Source organism: Bacillus sp. FDAARGOS_1420 (assembly GCF_019344915.1).
GTDB classification, from domain to species: domain Bacteria; phylum Bacillota; class Bacilli; order Bacillales; family Bacillaceae_G; genus Bacillus_A; species Bacillus_A mycoides.
On sequence record NZ_JAHWJB010000002.1, the window covers coordinates 2,862,133 to 2,877,950 of the forward strand.

The window sequence follows — 15,818 nt, forward strand, 5'->3', positions numbered from 1 at the left end:
GAAAGCAGCCTACTCATGGCTGCTCAACCGTCTTGTTTTTTATATTATACCATAGCTCCTAAACAAAATCCTTCTTTTTGCTAAAAGGTAATTTTCTGTCCAGGCTCAAACTCTAGGTAGTGAGACGGATTCGTACTTAATACACGTACAATAGAGTAACATTGATTATCCTCCTCAGAAACCACTAATTCCACGCCATTTATATTCACAACTTTTTGGCTTTCGCATTGTGAATAATCGGCCGGATACACAAGTTGCTCTGGCATAATTGTATATAAAATCATTGTAGCATTGTCCCTTCTGTACTATTATCCTTGCGTTCATCAATTAATTCGTTTAATTTTCGAAGTGCGCTACCAATACCACCGACACCATCTATAAGACCATACTTCACTGCATCTCCACCTATTACATTCGTCCCAATATCTCGCGTCAAATTCCCTTTTGCAAACATAAGCTCTTTAAAACGATCTTCCGTTACTTTCGAATGCTTTGTCACAAATCGAATGACTCTTTCTTGCATTTTATCCAAATACTCAAATGTTTGTGGCACACCTATAACAAGACCTGTTAAACGAATCGGATGAATTGTCATCGTCGCTGTTTCGGCAATAAATGAATAATCAGTTGAGACCGCAATCGGTACACCGATTGAATGCCCTCCTCCTAAAACAAGAGATACAGTTGGCTTTGAAAGCGAAGCCACCATTTCAGAAATCGCTAATCCAGCTTCAACGTCACCCCCAACTGTATTTAATATTAACAGTAAGCCTTCAATTTTTGGATTTTGTTCAATCGCGACAATTTGCGGAATGATGTGTTCATATTTTGTTGTTTTATTTTGTGGTGGCAACTGAATATGACCTTCCACCTGCCCAACAATTGTTAAGCAATGAATACGCGATTCATTCATTTGTGGTACATTTGTCTGTCCAAGTTGCTGAATTTTCTCCACTATAGAAGCCTCTTTTGGAACTTCTTTCGGCTCAGCTTCTTTTTCTTCATTTGTATAACGATCACGTTCTGTCATATCGCATCCCCTTTCACTCGTATATAACTATTATTTCTTAAGTTATGAATTTCATTCGATAGGGTTAAAAAAGAAAAAGATCACCTGTAAAGGTGACCTTCTTTATACTTCCATAATAATCGGTAAAATCATTGGCTTTCTCTTCGTTTCTTCGTACAAGAACTGCCCTAATAATTCACGAATATTTTGTTTCAACATAGACCATTCAATTGTATATTCTTTAATTGATTGTTCAACAATCATACGTACAATATCTGTGGATCGTTCGATTAATGCTTCTGATTCACGAACATATACAAAGCCGCGTGAAATAATTTCTGGACCAGAGATTATTTTCTTTTCATCCTTACCTAGTGTTACAACAACAACTAAAATTCCATCTTGAGATAACATCTTTCTATCTCGAAGAACGATGTTACCGACGTCACCTACACCTAATCCATCAATTAAAACATTACCAGCTTGCACTTTACCAGCTAATTTTGCTTCATCGTCACCAAAAGCAATTACATCGCCTTTTTCTACGATAAAGATATTCTCTCTCGCAATACCTACATCTTCCGCTAAATACGCATGTGCTTTTTGCATACGGAACTCACCATGTACGGGTACAAAATACTTCGGCTTCATTAAATTTATCATCAGCTTTAATTCTTCTTGGCTACCATGACCTGAAACGTGAACTTTTCTTTCGCCGTAATAAATAACCTCAGCACCAGATCTAAATAACAAGTCAATAATTTTTGATACAGATACTTCATTCCCTGGAATTGGAGAAGCTGCAATAATAACAGTATCACCTTTACGAATTGAAATTTGTTTATGAGCTTGCTTCGCCATTCTAGAAAGGGCTGCCATCGGTTCCCCTTGACTACCAGTCGTTAAGATAGCTACCTTTTTTTCCGGGAAATTGTCTATTTCTTGTAATGAAATAACCATACCTTCTGGAACATCTAAATAACCAAGACGTCTTGCAATATCTACCACTTTCACCATGCTACGTCCTACTACCGCTACTTTCCTTCCAGTTTCAGCAGCTGCATCAAACACTTGTTGAATACGATGTACATTGGAGGCAAATGAAGCAACAATAATACGCCCTTCTGAACTATAGAATACTTTAGAAATCTCTATACCAACTTCTTTTTCCGAACCTGTATAACCAGGACGTTCAGCGTTTGTACTATCAGATAACAAGCAAAGTACGCCTTCATTTCCAATTTGCGCCATTTTCCCAAGATCTGCTCCACTATTTCCGATTGGAGTTTGATCAAATTTAAAGTCTCCTGTATATACTACAGCACCTTTTGATGTATGGAAACAAACACCCACAGAATCCGGAATACTATGTGTCGTTCCGAAGAATGACACATTTGTTGAATTAAACTCTACTGTTGAATTCGAGTCAATTGTTTTTAAGTCTACACGGCCTAACATTCCTGCTTCGCCAAGCTTTTCTTGTATAAGTCCTACCGTTAATTTCGTCGCATATACTGGAATAGATAATTTACGAAGCACATAAACAATTCCACCAATATGATCTTCATGACCATGGGTAATAAATAGTCCTTTTACTCGCTCTTGATTTTCTACTAAATATGTAATGTCAGGAATAACAATATCAATCCCAAACATTTCATCTCCCGGGAACATCAATCCTGCATCTACAATAAAGATTTCAGAATCAATTTCAACACAGTACATGTTTTTACCGATTTCACCTACTCCGCCAAGAGCAAATACTTTAACAGACTCATTCTCTTTTCTCTTCATGTTGTTGCCTGGTTTAAAAATCTTGCAAACACTGATTTCACTAAAATTGCAGAGACACCAGGGGAAACTCTACAACCACCATATATTCACCGTCCAAGACGAATGTCCTTACCGTTATGCGATATCATGTCCTTGTTAATTTTTTAAACCAGGTTTCACCTCTCTTTCATTATATAAATCAAATATCTTATTCGATATGATATGAAAATTTCATTAAATCGTAATTTTTACCAATTTTGCTAAGCATACCCGTACTAAGCTACTTAGCCATATTATAACTGATACAAGAAATAGAACACAAGTTAAATTATGCGAAAGACAAGAGAAGACACTAAAATGAGATTATAATTTAAGAGGGCAAAATTCATATCGGTTTTACTATTTTCCCTACGTAATAAGAGTTTGATGGAAAAATATTCATGTAAATTCTTTACATAAACATGAAACGATATTCACTAAAAAAACCTTATCTCTGTAATCAGTTTCTTACTAATTCTCCCCCCTGCCATCCCCTTCTTATTACAGCCTATTAACTATAGCTAATTTTCATCACTTACATATAGTTAGTCAAAATAAAAATGACCTAGTTTCACACTAGGTCATTTTTATTAACGAGGAATAGATTGCATTACGGATTGTAACGTTATTCTTTCTTCTTCCGTTAATGGAAGAAGTGGCAAACGTACAGAACCTACATCTAATCCCACCATTTGTAATGCTGTTTTTACTGGTGTTGGGCTCGGCGCCATAAATAGTGCATCCGTTACTTTTACTAGTAATTGATGTAATTTCTGCGCTTTTTTGAACTCTCCAGCTTGGAATGCAGCAATCATTTCTTGCATTTCATTCCCGATAACATGAGATGCTACAGAAACAATACCTTTTGCTCCAATTGCCATAGCTGGTAATGTTAAACCATCATCACCGCTGTATACTGCAAAGTCGTCCGCTGTTTTTTCAATGATTTCTGTCATTGTTAATACATCGCCGCCTGCATCTTTAATCGCAACAATGTTTTCGATTTCTGATAAACGAACAACTGTATCAACGGAGATTTGTACAATAGATCGTCCTGGAACATTATATAGCATTACCGGAAGCGGAGTGCTTTCAGCGATTGTTTTAAAGTGCTGGTACATCCCTTCTTGACTCGGTTTATTATAATACGGTGCCACTAGCATAACTGCATCAACACCAACTTCAGTTGCCTTTTTTGTTAAATCAACAGAAGCATGCGTATTATTGCTACCTGTTCCAGCGATGACGGGCACCCTTTTATCGACAACAGATACGACATGGCGATATAACGCTACTTTTTCTTCTGATGTTAATGTAGGAGATTCTCCAGTCGTCCCTCCTACCACGATTGCTGTTGTACCGTTATCAATTAAATAATTTACCAATTTCGTTGTCTTTGCAAAATCGATATTACCATTTTTATCAAACGGTGTTACCATCGCGGTTGCAATTGTCCCAAAATCTATCATGATCTCACTCCTTATTGTTCCAGTTGCTTTTCTTTTGAAAGCTCAAATGCACTATGTAATGCATTCACAGCCTCCACTAAATCGGCTTCTTTTACAAGAACCCAAATTGTCGTATGACTATCTGCTGATTGCAGAATTTGAATACCTTTTTCCGCTAAAGCTGTGACAATTTTCGCTGTAACCCCTGGAATACCTGCCATTCCAGCACCAACGATAGAAACCTTCGCACAATGCTCTGTCACAACTGGATCATATCCAAGTTGCTTTAAAACCTCAACTGCACGCGCTGATACACTATCCTTTACTGTGTAAGCTACACCGGTAGGAGAAATGTTAATTAAGTCCACACTAATTCCTTCATTAGCCATTTCTTTAAACACGTGTTGTTGTAAATCATATGCAGTTTCTTTTGCAAGCACTTTAATTTGCGTTACGTTTGACACATGGGCAATCCCTGTAACAGGACGTTCTTCTACATCCTGCCCTTTTGTAGCACCATCATATGCCGCAATAAGCGTACCTTCACTATCCGAATACGTAGAACGTACACGAAGTGGTACTTTTGCATGCATCGCAATTTCAACCGCACGCGGATGAACAACCTTCGCACCCTGATAAGCCATGTTACAAATCTCATTATATGTTACAGTTTGAAGATGACGTGCATCTTTTACGATACGAGGATCCGCAGTCATAACACCTTCAACATCTGTGAAGATATCGATATATTCAGCATGAAGCGCAACACCTAATGCTGAAGCTGAGGTATCACTACCTCCGCGTCCAAGTGTTGTCGTATCTCCATTTTTCGTTTGACCTTGGAATCCAGTCACGACGATAACATCTACATTTTGTAACTCTTCATGTATACGATCGCAATTCATTTCAATAATCTTAGCATTCGTAAAGTCATTATTCGTTACAAAACCAGCTTGCGCACCATTTAATGCTGCTGCTTTTATACCATTCTCATTCAACATGTTAGAGAAAACAATTGCTGAGATTAATTCTCCGCATGATAATAATAAATCTTGCTCACGTTTAGAAATATTAGATTCCTCTTGATTTACAAGACTTAATAACGTATCAGTTGCATACGGTTCACCTTTACGGCCCATTGCTGATACGACAGTAACTACTTTATAACCAGCAGCTAACGATTTTTTTATATGGTGAAGCGCATGCTTGCGCCCATTGTCATCACGTACTGATGTACCACCAAATTTTTGAACAATAATTTTCATATTTTGCACCTTCTCTTAGCCGTTTACACTAATTGTAATTTTACTAAGCGCTCTGCAATTTGAACAGAATTCCATGCAGCGCCTTTTAATAAGTTATCAGATACGACCCAAAGGTGGAATCCTTTATCATTATTTAAATCTTTACGGATTCTTCCAACGAATACTTCATTTTTACCTACTGCAGTAGCTGGCATTGGATATAACTGCTCTGCTGGATTATCTTGCAGTACAATACCTTCTGCATTTGCAAGTAAGTTTTTCATTTCTTCTACTGTTACGCCTTCTTTATCTACTTCAATGTACACAGACTCGGAATGACCCGATACAACTGGTAAACGTACACATGTCGCAGCTACTTCTAATTCAGGCATATGCATAATTTTTTTCGTTTCATTAATCATTTTCATTTCTTCGAATGTAAATCCATTATCTTGGAATTTATCAATCTGTGGAATAGCATTAAAAGCGATTTGGAAATGCTTTTCGTCACCTGATACAGGTAAAACATTCGCCTTTACTTCTTCGCCATTTAAGATTGCTTGTGATTGTTCATGAAGTTCTTCAATAGCTGCCGCACCAGCACCTGATACAGCTTGATATGTGGAAACGATTACTCGTTTTAAACCATATTGCTGGCGAACTGGTTCAAGAGCTACTACCATTTGAATTGTAGAACAGTTTGGATTTGCAATAATACCATTATGTTCTTTTAAATCATTTTCATTTACTTCAGGTACAACAAGTGGCACGTTTTCTGTCATACGGAATGCACTTGTATTATCAACAACAATTGCACCGCGCTTTGCTGCTTCTGGCGCTAATTGTTTCGATACAGATCCACCTGCACTAAATAGTGCAATATCTACTCCTTCAAAACTTTCAGGAGTTGCCTCTTGAACTGTAAATTCTTCGCCTTTAAATACAAGTTTCTTACCTGCAGATCGTTTAGATGAAAGTAACGTTAACTTCCCAATTGGAAATTCTCGTTTCTCTAAAGTATTTAACATTTGTTCACCAACTGCGCCGGTTGCTCCAACTACAGCGACATGAAAAGTTTTTTGCTTTTCCATCACTATGCCCCTTTCTAGATACCAATCCTTCTATAACTTAGAATTAGAAGGAGCTTACAATGCCCCCTCTAATCTTAATAACGTTAATTTTATCATATTCTACAGTAAGAATGATGGTTTCAACAAAAATTGTACGTTTTTTTCGTTTTTTAATTCATATATCTGAATTTTTCTACAACAACAGGTTGTAATTGTTTTCCTTGTAGCGCTTCCAATACTGTATCTTCAAGTAACTCCATACGAGCTACCATTGAGTTCGGTTTTTTCTCTGGTGCATCTTGGCCAAATGGTACAAAGTAGATGTCTTTTGTAGCCATTAGGCGCATTAGATTTACTCCATTAAGCCCTAAAGCATCATTCGTCGAAACAGCTAACACGACAGGCTTCCCATTTCTAAGCGTCGCTTTTGCTGCCATTAATACTGGAGAGTCTGTCATTGCATTTGCAAATTTACTCATCGAATTCCCTGTTAGTGGTGCAATCACCATGCAATCTAGTGGAATTTTCGGTCCTAGTGGCTCTGCGCCAACAATTGAATTAATTGCCTTAAAACCGGTTATTTCTTCGATCTTTTTAATCCATTCTTCCCCTTCGCCAAATCTAGTATTTGTTGATTGGACAGTATAAGAAACAACGGGACGTACTTCTGCACCTTCTGCAATTAACTTCTCTAAATGTGGCATAACTTCTTCATACGTACAATGTGAGCCTGTAAATCCGAAACCAATTCGTTTTCCCTTCAAACTCATTTCTCATCATCCTCCTTTGCGATTGCATCTGCTATTAATAACTGAGAAAGAACATTCGCTAATATTTGTCCTGCTGTTTTCGGTGCAACAATCCCAGGAAGACCAGGTGCTAATAGTGCCTTCACTCCACGCTTCTCCGCATAGCGAAAGTCCGTGCCACCTGGCTTAGAAGCTAAATCAATAACTAGCGTATGAGCTGGCATTTTTGAAATAACATTCGCTGTCACAACGAGATGTGGAATTGTATTAATAACAATATCGATATTACCTACTTCTTTCTCTATGTCTTGCATATGAAAAGGAGAAAACATCATTTCTGTAATACGAGCAATATGTTCCGAACGTCTCGCTCCAACTTTGACATGTGCTCCTAATGATTGAAAGGCTCTTGCAACACTCATACCAGTTCTACCAAATCCTAAAACCATTACATTCGATCCATGAATTGTGTAATCAGTATGTTGAATAACCATCATTAGTGTACCTTCTACGGTCGGAATAGAGTTATAGATTGCAACATCATCACGATCAAATAATTTTACAAGTTTGCGATTTGTAGTAGCTACGAGATTTTCCAAGTAAGGTGTACCAATACCTGAATATATAGTGAAGTTTTCTGGCGTCTTTTCAATTTGTTCTTTCGTTATGGAAACTTTTTCATTTGAAAAAATAGTATCTACTTCTCCTCTGGCATTCGTCCCTGCAACCGGCAAAATAATCGCATCTAAAGAAGTGAAATTTAAATCTTGTATACTTTCCTTTGCTGCCCCTGTGAAGCCATGATCTAACTGTTCAAACCCTATTAATGAAAGTTTCGCGTCCAGTTCGACTAGCTTGCGAATTACTTCTAGCTGCCGTGCATCTCCTCCTATGACAGCAATATGCATCTCAGTCAACATTCCCTAATTCACCTTCTTTTTCTTTCATTTATAAGAAAAATGCCTACTTTTTCTTTTTCCTCCACATCATATGTAATGTACGCGTTTGAGGTGATTGAAAAACAAAAAGCACACGTGATTTATTTTCTTTATATAAAGATAAAAAAAAGACAACCAAAATGGTCATCTTTCACTATGATCTTGAATGGTTCGTAAGATCGCAAAGTATCATATCATTTCCAACCTTCTTTATTTTGCTCCATTCTACTCTCACTTCTTGCTGTTCTCTTTTAAAACCTCCCCATTTCCCAGCAGGTATAATAAGCGCTTGTATTTTTCCATCTCTCTCATCAATTTCTAAATCTGCATGACCTAAAACTCCCATTTTTTCTGCTCTTTCTAAATCCACAATCTCTTTGCCACTTAATTCACTTAAACGCATTAAATCTCCCCCTATCCTACTTTTTATGAAGGTTATCCTATAATAAGTACCTATTCTGCATATATAAAAAAAATAACCGTATCTCATATAAAAGAGATACGGTTATTTCCGAAAGCGAATGAATTACAAGATCGATTAAAGTTTCATTCCTTTTGGCAGTTTTCCATCCGGACTAATAAGTGCCGCAGAGAATTCATCGGTAAACATATTGCGAATTAACTCGTCTACATTTTGCTTTGTTACAGTGTTTACACTTTCAATAATCTCATCAAGAGAACGATGTTTACGAAGAAGCAATTCGTTTTTACCATTACGGCTCATACGACTATTCGTACTTTCTAAACTTAACATTAAGTTTCCTTTTAATTGTTCTTTACTGTTAACAAGCTCTTTTTCTGTAATACCTGTATTTTTCAACGTATTTAACGTTTCTTGCATTGTTTCATACAGTGTATCTAATTGTTTACTACCTGTTCCACCGTAAAGTGTTAACATACCTGTATCTTCATAAGAAGAATGGTAAGAAAATACTGAGTACGCTAACCCACGTTGCTCACGTACTTCTTGGAATAAACGGCTACTCATACTACCGCCTAAAACATTATTTAATACAATTAAGTTATAAATATCTTCGTGTCCCATTTGCAAGCCTTTATATCCTAAACATAAATGAGCTTGTTCTGTTTCCTTCTTACGTGCTACTTTATTGAAATGGAAAATTGGGCTATGTACTTGTTCACGATTTGTTGTCCCTTCGTAACTACCGAAATATTGCTCTACAGTTTGTAAAAATGCTTCATCAATATTCCCTGCAATTGATACAACAACATTTTCAGGTGTGTAATGATCTTTCATATATTGACGTAACGTATCACCTGTAAATGTTTCAAGCGTTTCTTCTGTTCCTAAAATAGGATATCCAAGCGGATGCGTTTCATATGTCGCTTTCGTTAACATATCATGCACAATATCATCTGGCGCATCTTCGTACATTTTTATTTCTTCAAATACAACATTCTTCTCTTTTTTCAGTTCTTCCTCATCAAATGTTGAATTAAAGAACATATCTGCTAAAACATCTAATGCATATTTAGCATGCTCATCTAGCACTTTCGCATAGTAACATGTATATTCTTTTGAAGTAAAAGCATTTACTTGTCCACCAATGCTATCAAATGATTCTGCAATCTCTCTTGCACTTCGCGTTTCTGTCCCTTTAAAGAACATATGTTCCAAAAAGTGCGAAACCCCATTATTTTTTTCATTTTCATTTCTTGAACCTGCGTGGATCCATATACCAATCGCAACCGAGCGTACAGTTGGTATATTCTCCATAACAATTCTTACACCATTTTTACACGTATATTTTTTAATCAAAAACTTTCCTCCTAATGCCAGTTTCTCTAAATAATTGCTATTATTTAATGATAACAAGTTTAGAGATGAATGTCATGCAAATGTATTTAATCCACACGTTTTTCATCTAGTAATTCTGTAATATTCCCCACTTTATATCCTTGTTCCTTCAAATTTTTAATCATAGTATCTAGCGCTTCTGTTGTAGATGAAGTAGGATGCATTAGCACAATAGCACCTGGATGTATTTTTCGCATTACTCTCTGCAATAGCACACCCGGTTCTGGCCGCTTCCAATCAATTGTATCTACAGTCCACATAATCGTCCCCATTTGGAAATCATCCGCTATTTTTACTACCTCATCCCGAAAGCTTCCACTTGGCGGAGCAAACCATCTCACTTTCTGATTTGTAGCTGCTTCTATCATTCGATTCGTTTTTTGTAATTGATCTCGTATTTCATCTGTAGACAGCGTTTTCATATTAGGGTGTGTGTAAGAATGATTTCCTACTTCTTGATTTGCATCGACAATCATTTTGGCAAATCGTAAGTTTTCTTTCACCCAGCGTCCTTCTAAAAAGAAAGTCGCCTTCACATCATGTTTTTTCAATATCTCTAATATACGTGGCAAATACTCATTACCCCAGGCCACATTAATTGTTAATCCCACCATCTTTTTATGTGGATGTCCTCGATAAATGGGAGCCGGTGGTAAATCTTCTAAGTGAACACTCGGTGATACTTCCTTAAATTCAAGTTGTTTTTGATCAAACTTCTTGATTTTCTTCATATTATTATAGGACGCTTCTATATCCACTTGTTTTCCATTATACCCAGGCGTCGCCTTCCAAATCTTATCAATCATCGCATTTTGCGGCATAATCTCATACTGTTTTACATGCTTTTGAATCTCTTCATGCAAGTTATCCTGCGCAAAAACGGAATAAGAGCCACAACCCATATATAAAGAAAATATAAATATGTACGCTAATATACGAGCTTTCATATAAACCCTCCCATTAACTATAAAAAAGAAACCATTTTCTTCTTATCTTTGTTAATTTGAGCGTTATGATGAAAACTATACCTATACTCACATAAAAATCTAAATGAATCACATTTTTTACATAACAAAAAAAGCCAGCTAAACTGGCTTTCACTTATTGTTGCTCTTGTGCGTTTTCTTCTTTAGCTGCTTCTTCTTTAGCTGCTTCTTTTTCTTGCTCTTCTTTTAGCAATACTTTTCTAGATAAGTTTACACGACCTTGTTTGTCAATCTCGATAACTTTAACTGAAATCTCATCACCGATTTTCACAACGTCTTCTACCTTACCTACACGCTCAAGTGCAAGTTCAGAAATGTGAACAAGTCCATCTTTACCGCTAAATAATTCAACGAACGCACCGAATTTTTCAACGCGTTTAACTTTTCCTAAGTAGATTTCGCCTACTTGTACTTCGCGAACGATATCTTCGATAATTTTCTTCGCTTTTTCATTCATCTCTTGATTAATTGATGAAATGAATACTGTGCCATCTTGCTCGATGTCAATTTTAACGCCAGTTTCTTCAATGATTTTATTGATCTGTTTACCACTTGGTCCAATAACATCACGAATTTTATCTGGGTTAATTGCCATTGTAATAATCTTCGGAGCATACGCAGATAACTCAATGCGAGGTTCCGCGATAACAGATAACATGTGATTTAAAATGTGCATACGACCAACTTTCGCTTGTTGTAATGCTTCTTCTAAAATCTCACGAGATAAACCATCGATTTTAATGTCCATTTGTAGTGCAGTTACACCTTTTGCAGTACCTGCTACTTTAAAGTCCATATCACCTAAATGGTCTTCCATTCCTTGAATATCTGTTAAAATTGTGTAATGCTCACCAGATTTCACTAGACCCATTGCAATACCAGCAACTGGTGCTTTAAGTGGTACACCCGCATCCATCATCGCTAATGTACTACCGCAAATACTCGCTTGTGAAGTTGAACCATTTGATTCTAATACTTCAGATACAAGACGAACTGTATATGGGAAATCCTTTTCAGATGGAAGTACAGGTTCAAGAGCACGTTCTCCTAGTGCACCGTGACCAATTTCACGACGACCTGGTCCACGCATTGGTCTTGTTTCACCAACACTAAATGAAGGGAAATTATAATGGTGCATAAAGCGTTTTGACTCTTCTACACCTAGACCATCTAAAATTTGCACATCGCCTAATGCACCTAATGTACAAATACTTAATGCTTGCGTTTGTCCACGTGTGAATAGACCAGAACCATGTGTACGAGATAAAATGCCAACCTCTGATGCTAAAGGACGAATTTCGTCACCTTTACGACCATCTGGGCGGATTTTTTCAACTGTAATAAGACGACGTACTTCTTCTTTTACAATTTTATATAAAATCTCACTTACTTGTCCTAATGTATCAGCATCAGCTTCCTGAGCTTCGTAATGCTCAATTACACGCTTTTTCACTACGCTAATTGCATCTTCACGTGCATGTTTTTCGTGCACTTGAATTGCAGAATGCATATCTGTCTCAGCCATTTCACGTACAGCTTGATTCAAATCAGCATCCACTTCATAAAGTTTCACTGCTGTTTTCTCTTTACCGACAGCTTGTACAATCTCTTCTTGGAATGCAATTAGACGTTTAATTTCATCGTGTCCAAACATAATTGCTTCTAACATTGTTTCTTCAGGTACTTGATCCGCTCCTGCTTCAACCATGTTAATTGCATCTTTCGTACCAGCTACAACAAGGTGCATATCACTTTGTTCTTGCTGTTCTACTGTTGGATTAATAACGAACTCGCCATTAATACGACCAACTGTCGCACCTGCGATTGGACCTTCAAATGGAATATCTGAAATAGATAATGCTAATGAAGAACCAAGCATAGCTGCCATCTCAGAAGAACAGTCTTGATCAACACTCATTACGATGCTGACAACTTGTACTTCATTACGGAAACCATCTGCGAAAAGTGGACGGATTGGACGGTCAATTAAACGACTTGCTAAAATTGCTTTTTCACTTGGACGGCCTTCGCGCTTAATAAAACCGCCTGGGATTTTTCCAACTGCATATAAACGCTCTTCATAGTTTACTGTAAGCGGGAAGAAATCTACATTTTTTGGCTCTTTTGATGCAGTTGCTGTAGATAGAACTGCTGTGTCGCCATATCTTACTAATACTGCTCCGTTTGCTTGTTTTGCAAGCTGACTTGTTTCAATTGTTAGCTGACGACCAGCTAAATCTATCGAGAAGACTTGCTTTTCCTGACTCATTTAAGTACCCCTCTCAATTTAAAATATTCAATTCTTCTATGTAAATGGGTAGTATATCACAATATTCTTTCCTCTAGTATTGCCGAAAATTAAGTAAGCTATAAAGAGTAGAAGATATATTTTTACCTAACAAAAAAGCGGGAATATTCCCGCTTCTTTGACTATCGACGTAAGCCAAGCTTTGTGATTAATTCACGGTAACGTGTGATATCGCTATTACGAAGGTAAGTAAGTAAGTTACGACGTTTACCAACCATCTTTAATAGACCACGACGTGAATGATGATCCTTCTTGTGAGTACGTAAGTGCTCGTTTAGAGTGTTAATTTGCTCCGTTAGGACAGCAATTTGAACCTCTGGAGAACCAGTATCAGTCTCATGAGTTCTAAATTGTGCAATGATTTCGTTTTTACGCTCTTGTGTTAAAGCCATCCTATTTCACCTCCTAATAATTAAACCCCCAGTTACCTAGCAAGCATCGGTGAGTCGCAATGCCAAGTAATGGTTGTCATAAAGTACATAACATAGAATACTACTTTTCATTTGAAAAAGCAAGTATATTCTTTACGCTCGCAAAATATTCTTCGGCAACCTTTTTATCTTGAGCGATTTGCGCAACTAACTCATCAATTCCATTAAACTTTTTTTCTTCTCTTATACGCATGTGCCATTCCACTGTAACACTTTGATCGTATATGTCTTTATTAAATTCAAATAGATGCACTTCAATAGATAATTGACGCTCATTCTCTTTGAAAGTTGGTTTATATCCGATATTACACACACCATCATACCATTCATCATGAACCTTCAACCTTACCGCATATACACCTACAGGTGGCAACAAATATTTATCACTTAAACCTACATTTGCAGTTGGAAAACCAATTTGACGTCCACGCTTATCACCGTGTACAACTGTTCCTTCTACCGTGTAAGCTCTCCCTAAAATAGATGGAATTTGTTCCATTTCACCGTTTCGAATTAACTTTCGTAATGAAGTAGAACTTACTTTTTCTTCTTGATATTCAACTTTTTCGATCACGGTCTGTGTAAACTCCCCTCTTGCATGAAATGGTAAAGTCTCCATCTTCCCTTTTCCTAAACGTCCATATGAATAATCAAAGCCTGCTACTACATGCTTTACATTTAAACCAATAATATACTCATCGACAAACTGCTGTGGTAATAATCCAGCAAATGGCTCATCGAATTTCACCACATATAAGATATCAATTCCTAAACTTGCGATGATTTCTTCTTTAAAGCGCATCGGTGTAATATACTCCACATGCGCTTCTTTTTTTCCTAATACAACAGATGGGTGTGGATGGAATGTCATGACAGCACTTTTACATCCTCTTTCATCCGCTATTTTTTTCGCTGTTCGAATCACACGTTGATGTCCTAAATGAATGCCATCAAAATATCCTAATGCCATTACAGTAGGTGGTAATTCTATTTTATTTTGTTCATGTGGATGAGTTAAATGAATAAGTTTCACGCTTGAATTCACCTTTTTCTGTAATAATCCTTCCAATAATTCATTATAGCTTTAGTTCTTGATTATTCACAAGTACTTTCATTGGCTTTAGCATTCCAGGGTGTTTTGGGTGATGCTCATAAATTGCTAAGCAACGATCATTTTTATCAAATACTGTAATAAATGGCGCTGTTGTTTCTAATTCATTCTTTAAGAACATACCGTTCTTTATTTTTTCAGCTTGCTTTTCATCTACAACCATTTTTGGAAACTTACTTAGCGCCTCATCAATTGAGATGAAAATAGACTCTACTGTTCCATTTTGCACGTTTTCTTCAATTTCTTCAAATGATATGCAATCTTCTAGTAAAAATTCACCAGATGCTGTTCTTACAAGATGAGACATATGTGATGGAAATCCAAGTTTTTCACCTATCATTACTGCTAGTGTTCTTACATATGTTCCTTTACTACACGTTACACGGAAACGAAATGAAATATTTTCCCCTTCAAAAACTTCACGTTCATCAAGTAATACAAATTCATGAATTGTAATTGTACGAACTGGACGTTCAACTTCTTGTCCTGCTCTTGCATATTCGTATAGTTTTTTCCCGTTAACTTTTACAGCTGAGAACATCGGCGGCATTTGTTCAATTGTCCCTGTTAATTCCGCTAGTACCTCTTCTACTTCTTTACGTGTAATGACACGATCTACATCTTGTTTCTCCACAACTTCACCCGAAGCATCTTCTGTTGTTGTTGAAAATCCTAATGTCACTTCACCTTCGTATGTTTTTGTTTCACTTGTTAAAAATTGCGCAATTTTTGTTGCACGCCCAACGCAAATAGGTAATACTCCTGTTACATCTGGATCCAGTGTCCCTGTATGACCAATTCGTTTCTCACGCAATATCTTTCTTAATTTGAACACACAATCATGTGATGTCATTCCCTTTGGCTTATGTAATAATACTACACCTTCCATATAC

The 15,818-nt window shown here is 36.9% G+C and carries 15 protein-coding genes; all 15 read right to left on the bottom strand.

The window, feature by feature from the left end; all coding sequences use genetic code 11:
* Nucleotides 1-80: 80 nt before the first annotated feature.
* The 15 genes from I6L50_RS24800 to truB all read right to left on the bottom strand — a co-directional run bounded on the left by I6L50_RS24800 (nucleotide 81) and on the right by truB (nucleotide 15,814).
* Nucleotides 81-284: a YlzJ-like family protein gene (locus tag I6L50_RS24800; RefSeq protein WP_002088064.1), complete on the bottom strand. Its 204-nt coding sequence runs from the start codon at nucleotides 282-284 to the stop codon at nucleotides 81-83.
* The gene (gene tepA / locus I6L50_RS24805; protein ID WP_002014582.1) at nucleotides 281-1,030 is read right to left on the bottom strand and encodes a translocation-enhancing protein TepA; all 750 of its coding nucleotides are present in this window, start codon (nucleotides 1,028-1,030) and stop codon (nucleotides 281-283) included. Before tepA ends, I6L50_RS24800 begins: the two co-directional genes overlap by 4 nt.
* Before the next feature lie 102 nt (nucleotides 1,031-1,132).
* On the bottom strand, nucleotides 1,133-2,803 hold the full coding sequence (locus I6L50_RS24810) for a ribonuclease J (RefSeq protein WP_002014581.1): 1,671 nt from the start codon (nucleotides 2,801-2,803) through the stop codon (nucleotides 1,133-1,135).
* A gap of 608 nt (nucleotides 2,804-3,411) precedes the next feature.
* The gene (gene dapA, locus I6L50_RS24815) at nucleotides 3,412-4,290 is read right to left on the bottom strand and encodes a 4-hydroxy-tetrahydrodipicolinate synthase (protein WP_002014579.1); all 879 of its coding nucleotides are present in this window, start codon (nucleotides 4,288-4,290) and stop codon (nucleotides 3,412-3,414) included.
* 11 nt (nucleotides 4,291-4,301) lie between these two features.
* A complete protein-coding gene (gene dapG / locus I6L50_RS24820; RefSeq protein WP_002137918.1) occupies nucleotides 4,302-5,534 on the bottom strand; it encodes an aspartate kinase in 1,233 nt (410 codons plus the stop codon).
* A 23-nt stretch (nucleotides 5,535-5,557) separates the two neighbouring features.
* Nucleotides 5,558-6,604, bottom strand: a complete 1,047-nt coding sequence (asd, locus tag I6L50_RS24825) for an aspartate-semialdehyde dehydrogenase (protein ID WP_002014577.1) — start codon at nucleotides 6,602-6,604, stop codon at nucleotides 5,558-5,560.
* Nucleotides 6,605-6,753: 149 nt separating this feature from the next.
* Nucleotides 6,754-7,353 (bottom strand): dipicolinate synthase subunit B, encoded by a 600-nt coding sequence (gene dpaB / locus I6L50_RS24830; RefSeq protein ID WP_002111357.1) that lies wholly within the window; start codon nucleotides 7,351-7,353, stop codon nucleotides 6,754-6,756.
* A complete protein-coding gene (gene dpaA / locus I6L50_RS24835; RefSeq protein WP_002128797.1) occupies nucleotides 7,350-8,252 on the bottom strand; it encodes a dipicolinic acid synthetase subunit A in 903 nt (300 codons plus the stop codon). The genes dpaB and dpaA overlap by 4 nt, the downstream gene beginning before the upstream one ends.
* A 172-nt stretch (nucleotides 8,253-8,424) precedes the next feature.
* A complete protein-coding gene (locus I6L50_RS24840) occupies nucleotides 8,425-8,673 on the bottom strand; it encodes a YlmC/YmxH family sporulation protein (protein ID WP_002014571.1) in 249 nt (82 codons plus the stop codon).
* Between the two features lie 135 nt (nucleotides 8,674-8,808).
* Nucleotides 8,809-10,050 (bottom strand): M16 family metallopeptidase, encoded by a 1,242-nt coding sequence (locus I6L50_RS24845; RefSeq protein WP_113936807.1) that lies wholly within the window; start codon nucleotides 10,048-10,050, stop codon nucleotides 8,809-8,811.
* A gap of 86 nt (nucleotides 10,051-10,136) precedes the next feature.
* The gene (locus I6L50_RS24850; RefSeq protein WP_113936806.1) at nucleotides 10,137-11,036 is read right to left on the bottom strand and encodes a polysaccharide deacetylase family protein; all 900 of its coding nucleotides are present in this window, start codon (nucleotides 11,034-11,036) and stop codon (nucleotides 10,137-10,139) included.
* A 154-nt stretch (nucleotides 11,037-11,190) separates the two neighbouring features.
* Nucleotides 11,191-13,344 carry a polyribonucleotide nucleotidyltransferase gene (gene pnp / locus I6L50_RS24855; protein WP_113936805.1) on the bottom strand — a complete coding sequence of 718 codons (2,154 nt, stop codon included), beginning with the start codon at nucleotides 13,342-13,344 and terminating at the stop codon, nucleotides 11,191-11,193.
* 161 nt (nucleotides 13,345-13,505) lie between these two features.
* On the bottom strand, nucleotides 13,506-13,775 hold the full coding sequence (gene rpsO / locus I6L50_RS24860) for a 30S ribosomal protein S15 (protein WP_001229392.1): 270 nt from the start codon (nucleotides 13,773-13,775) through the stop codon (nucleotides 13,506-13,508).
* 100 nt (nucleotides 13,776-13,875) lie between these two features.
* Nucleotides 13,876-14,847, bottom strand: coding sequence for a bifunctional riboflavin kinase/FAD synthetase (ribF, locus tag I6L50_RS24865; RefSeq protein WP_219303408.1), 972 nt, complete (start codon nucleotides 14,845-14,847; stop codon nucleotides 13,876-13,878).
* 43 nt (nucleotides 14,848-14,890) lie between these two features.
* The gene (gene truB / locus I6L50_RS24870) at nucleotides 14,891-15,814 is read right to left on the bottom strand and encodes a tRNA pseudouridine(55) synthase TruB (RefSeq protein WP_219303409.1); all 924 of its coding nucleotides are present in this window, start codon (nucleotides 15,812-15,814) and stop codon (nucleotides 14,891-14,893) included.
* Between the last annotated feature and the right edge of the window lie 4 nt (nucleotides 15,815-15,818).

Bases quoted from the DNA above. Each gene is read 5' to 3' on its own strand.
- asd (WP_002014577.1), bottom strand. From the start codon at position 6,604: ATGGAAAAGCAAAAAACTTTTCATGTCGCTGTAGTTGGAGCAACCGGC.
- truB (WP_219303409.1), bottom strand. From the start codon at position 15,814: ATGGAAGGTGTAGTATTATTACATAAGCCAAAGGGAATGACATCACAT.
- I6L50_RS24840 (WP_002014571.1), bottom strand. From the start codon at position 8,673: ATGCGTTTAAGTGAATTAAGTGGCAAAGAGATTGTGGATTTAGAAAGA.
- rpsO (WP_001229392.1), bottom strand. From the start codon at position 13,775: ATGGCTTTAACACAAGAGCGTAAAAACGAAATCATTGCACAATTTAGA.
- pnp (WP_113936805.1), bottom strand. From the start codon at position 13,344: ATGAGTCAGGAAAAGCAAGTCTTCTCGATAGATTTAGCTGGTCGTCAG.
- dpaA (WP_002128797.1), bottom strand. From the start codon at position 8,252: ATGTTGACTGAGATGCATATTGCTGTCATAGGAGGAGATGCACGGCAG.
- I6L50_RS24850 (WP_113936806.1), bottom strand. From the start codon at position 11,036: ATGAAAGCTCGTATATTAGCGTACATATTTATATTTTCTTTATATATG.
- dapA (WP_002014579.1), bottom strand. From the start codon at position 4,290: ATGATAGATTTTGGGACAATTGCAACCGCGATGGTAACACCGTTTGAT.
- dpaB (WP_002111357.1), bottom strand. From the start codon at position 7,353: ATGAGTTTGAAGGGAAAACGAATTGGTTTCGGATTTACAGGCTCACAT.
- I6L50_RS24810 (WP_002014581.1), bottom strand. From the start codon at position 2,803: ATGAAGAGAAAAGAGAATGAGTCTGTTAAAGTATTTGCTCTTGGCGGA.
- tepA (WP_002014582.1), bottom strand. From the start codon at position 1,030: ATGACAGAACGTGATCGTTATACAAATGAAGAAAAAGAAGCTGAGCCG.
- dapG (WP_002137918.1), bottom strand. From the start codon at position 5,534: ATGAAAATTATTGTTCAAAAATTTGGTGGTACATCAGTACGTGATGAC.
- I6L50_RS24800 (WP_002088064.1), bottom strand. From the start codon at position 284: ATGATTTTATATACAATTATGCCAGAGCAACTTGTGTATCCGGCCGAT.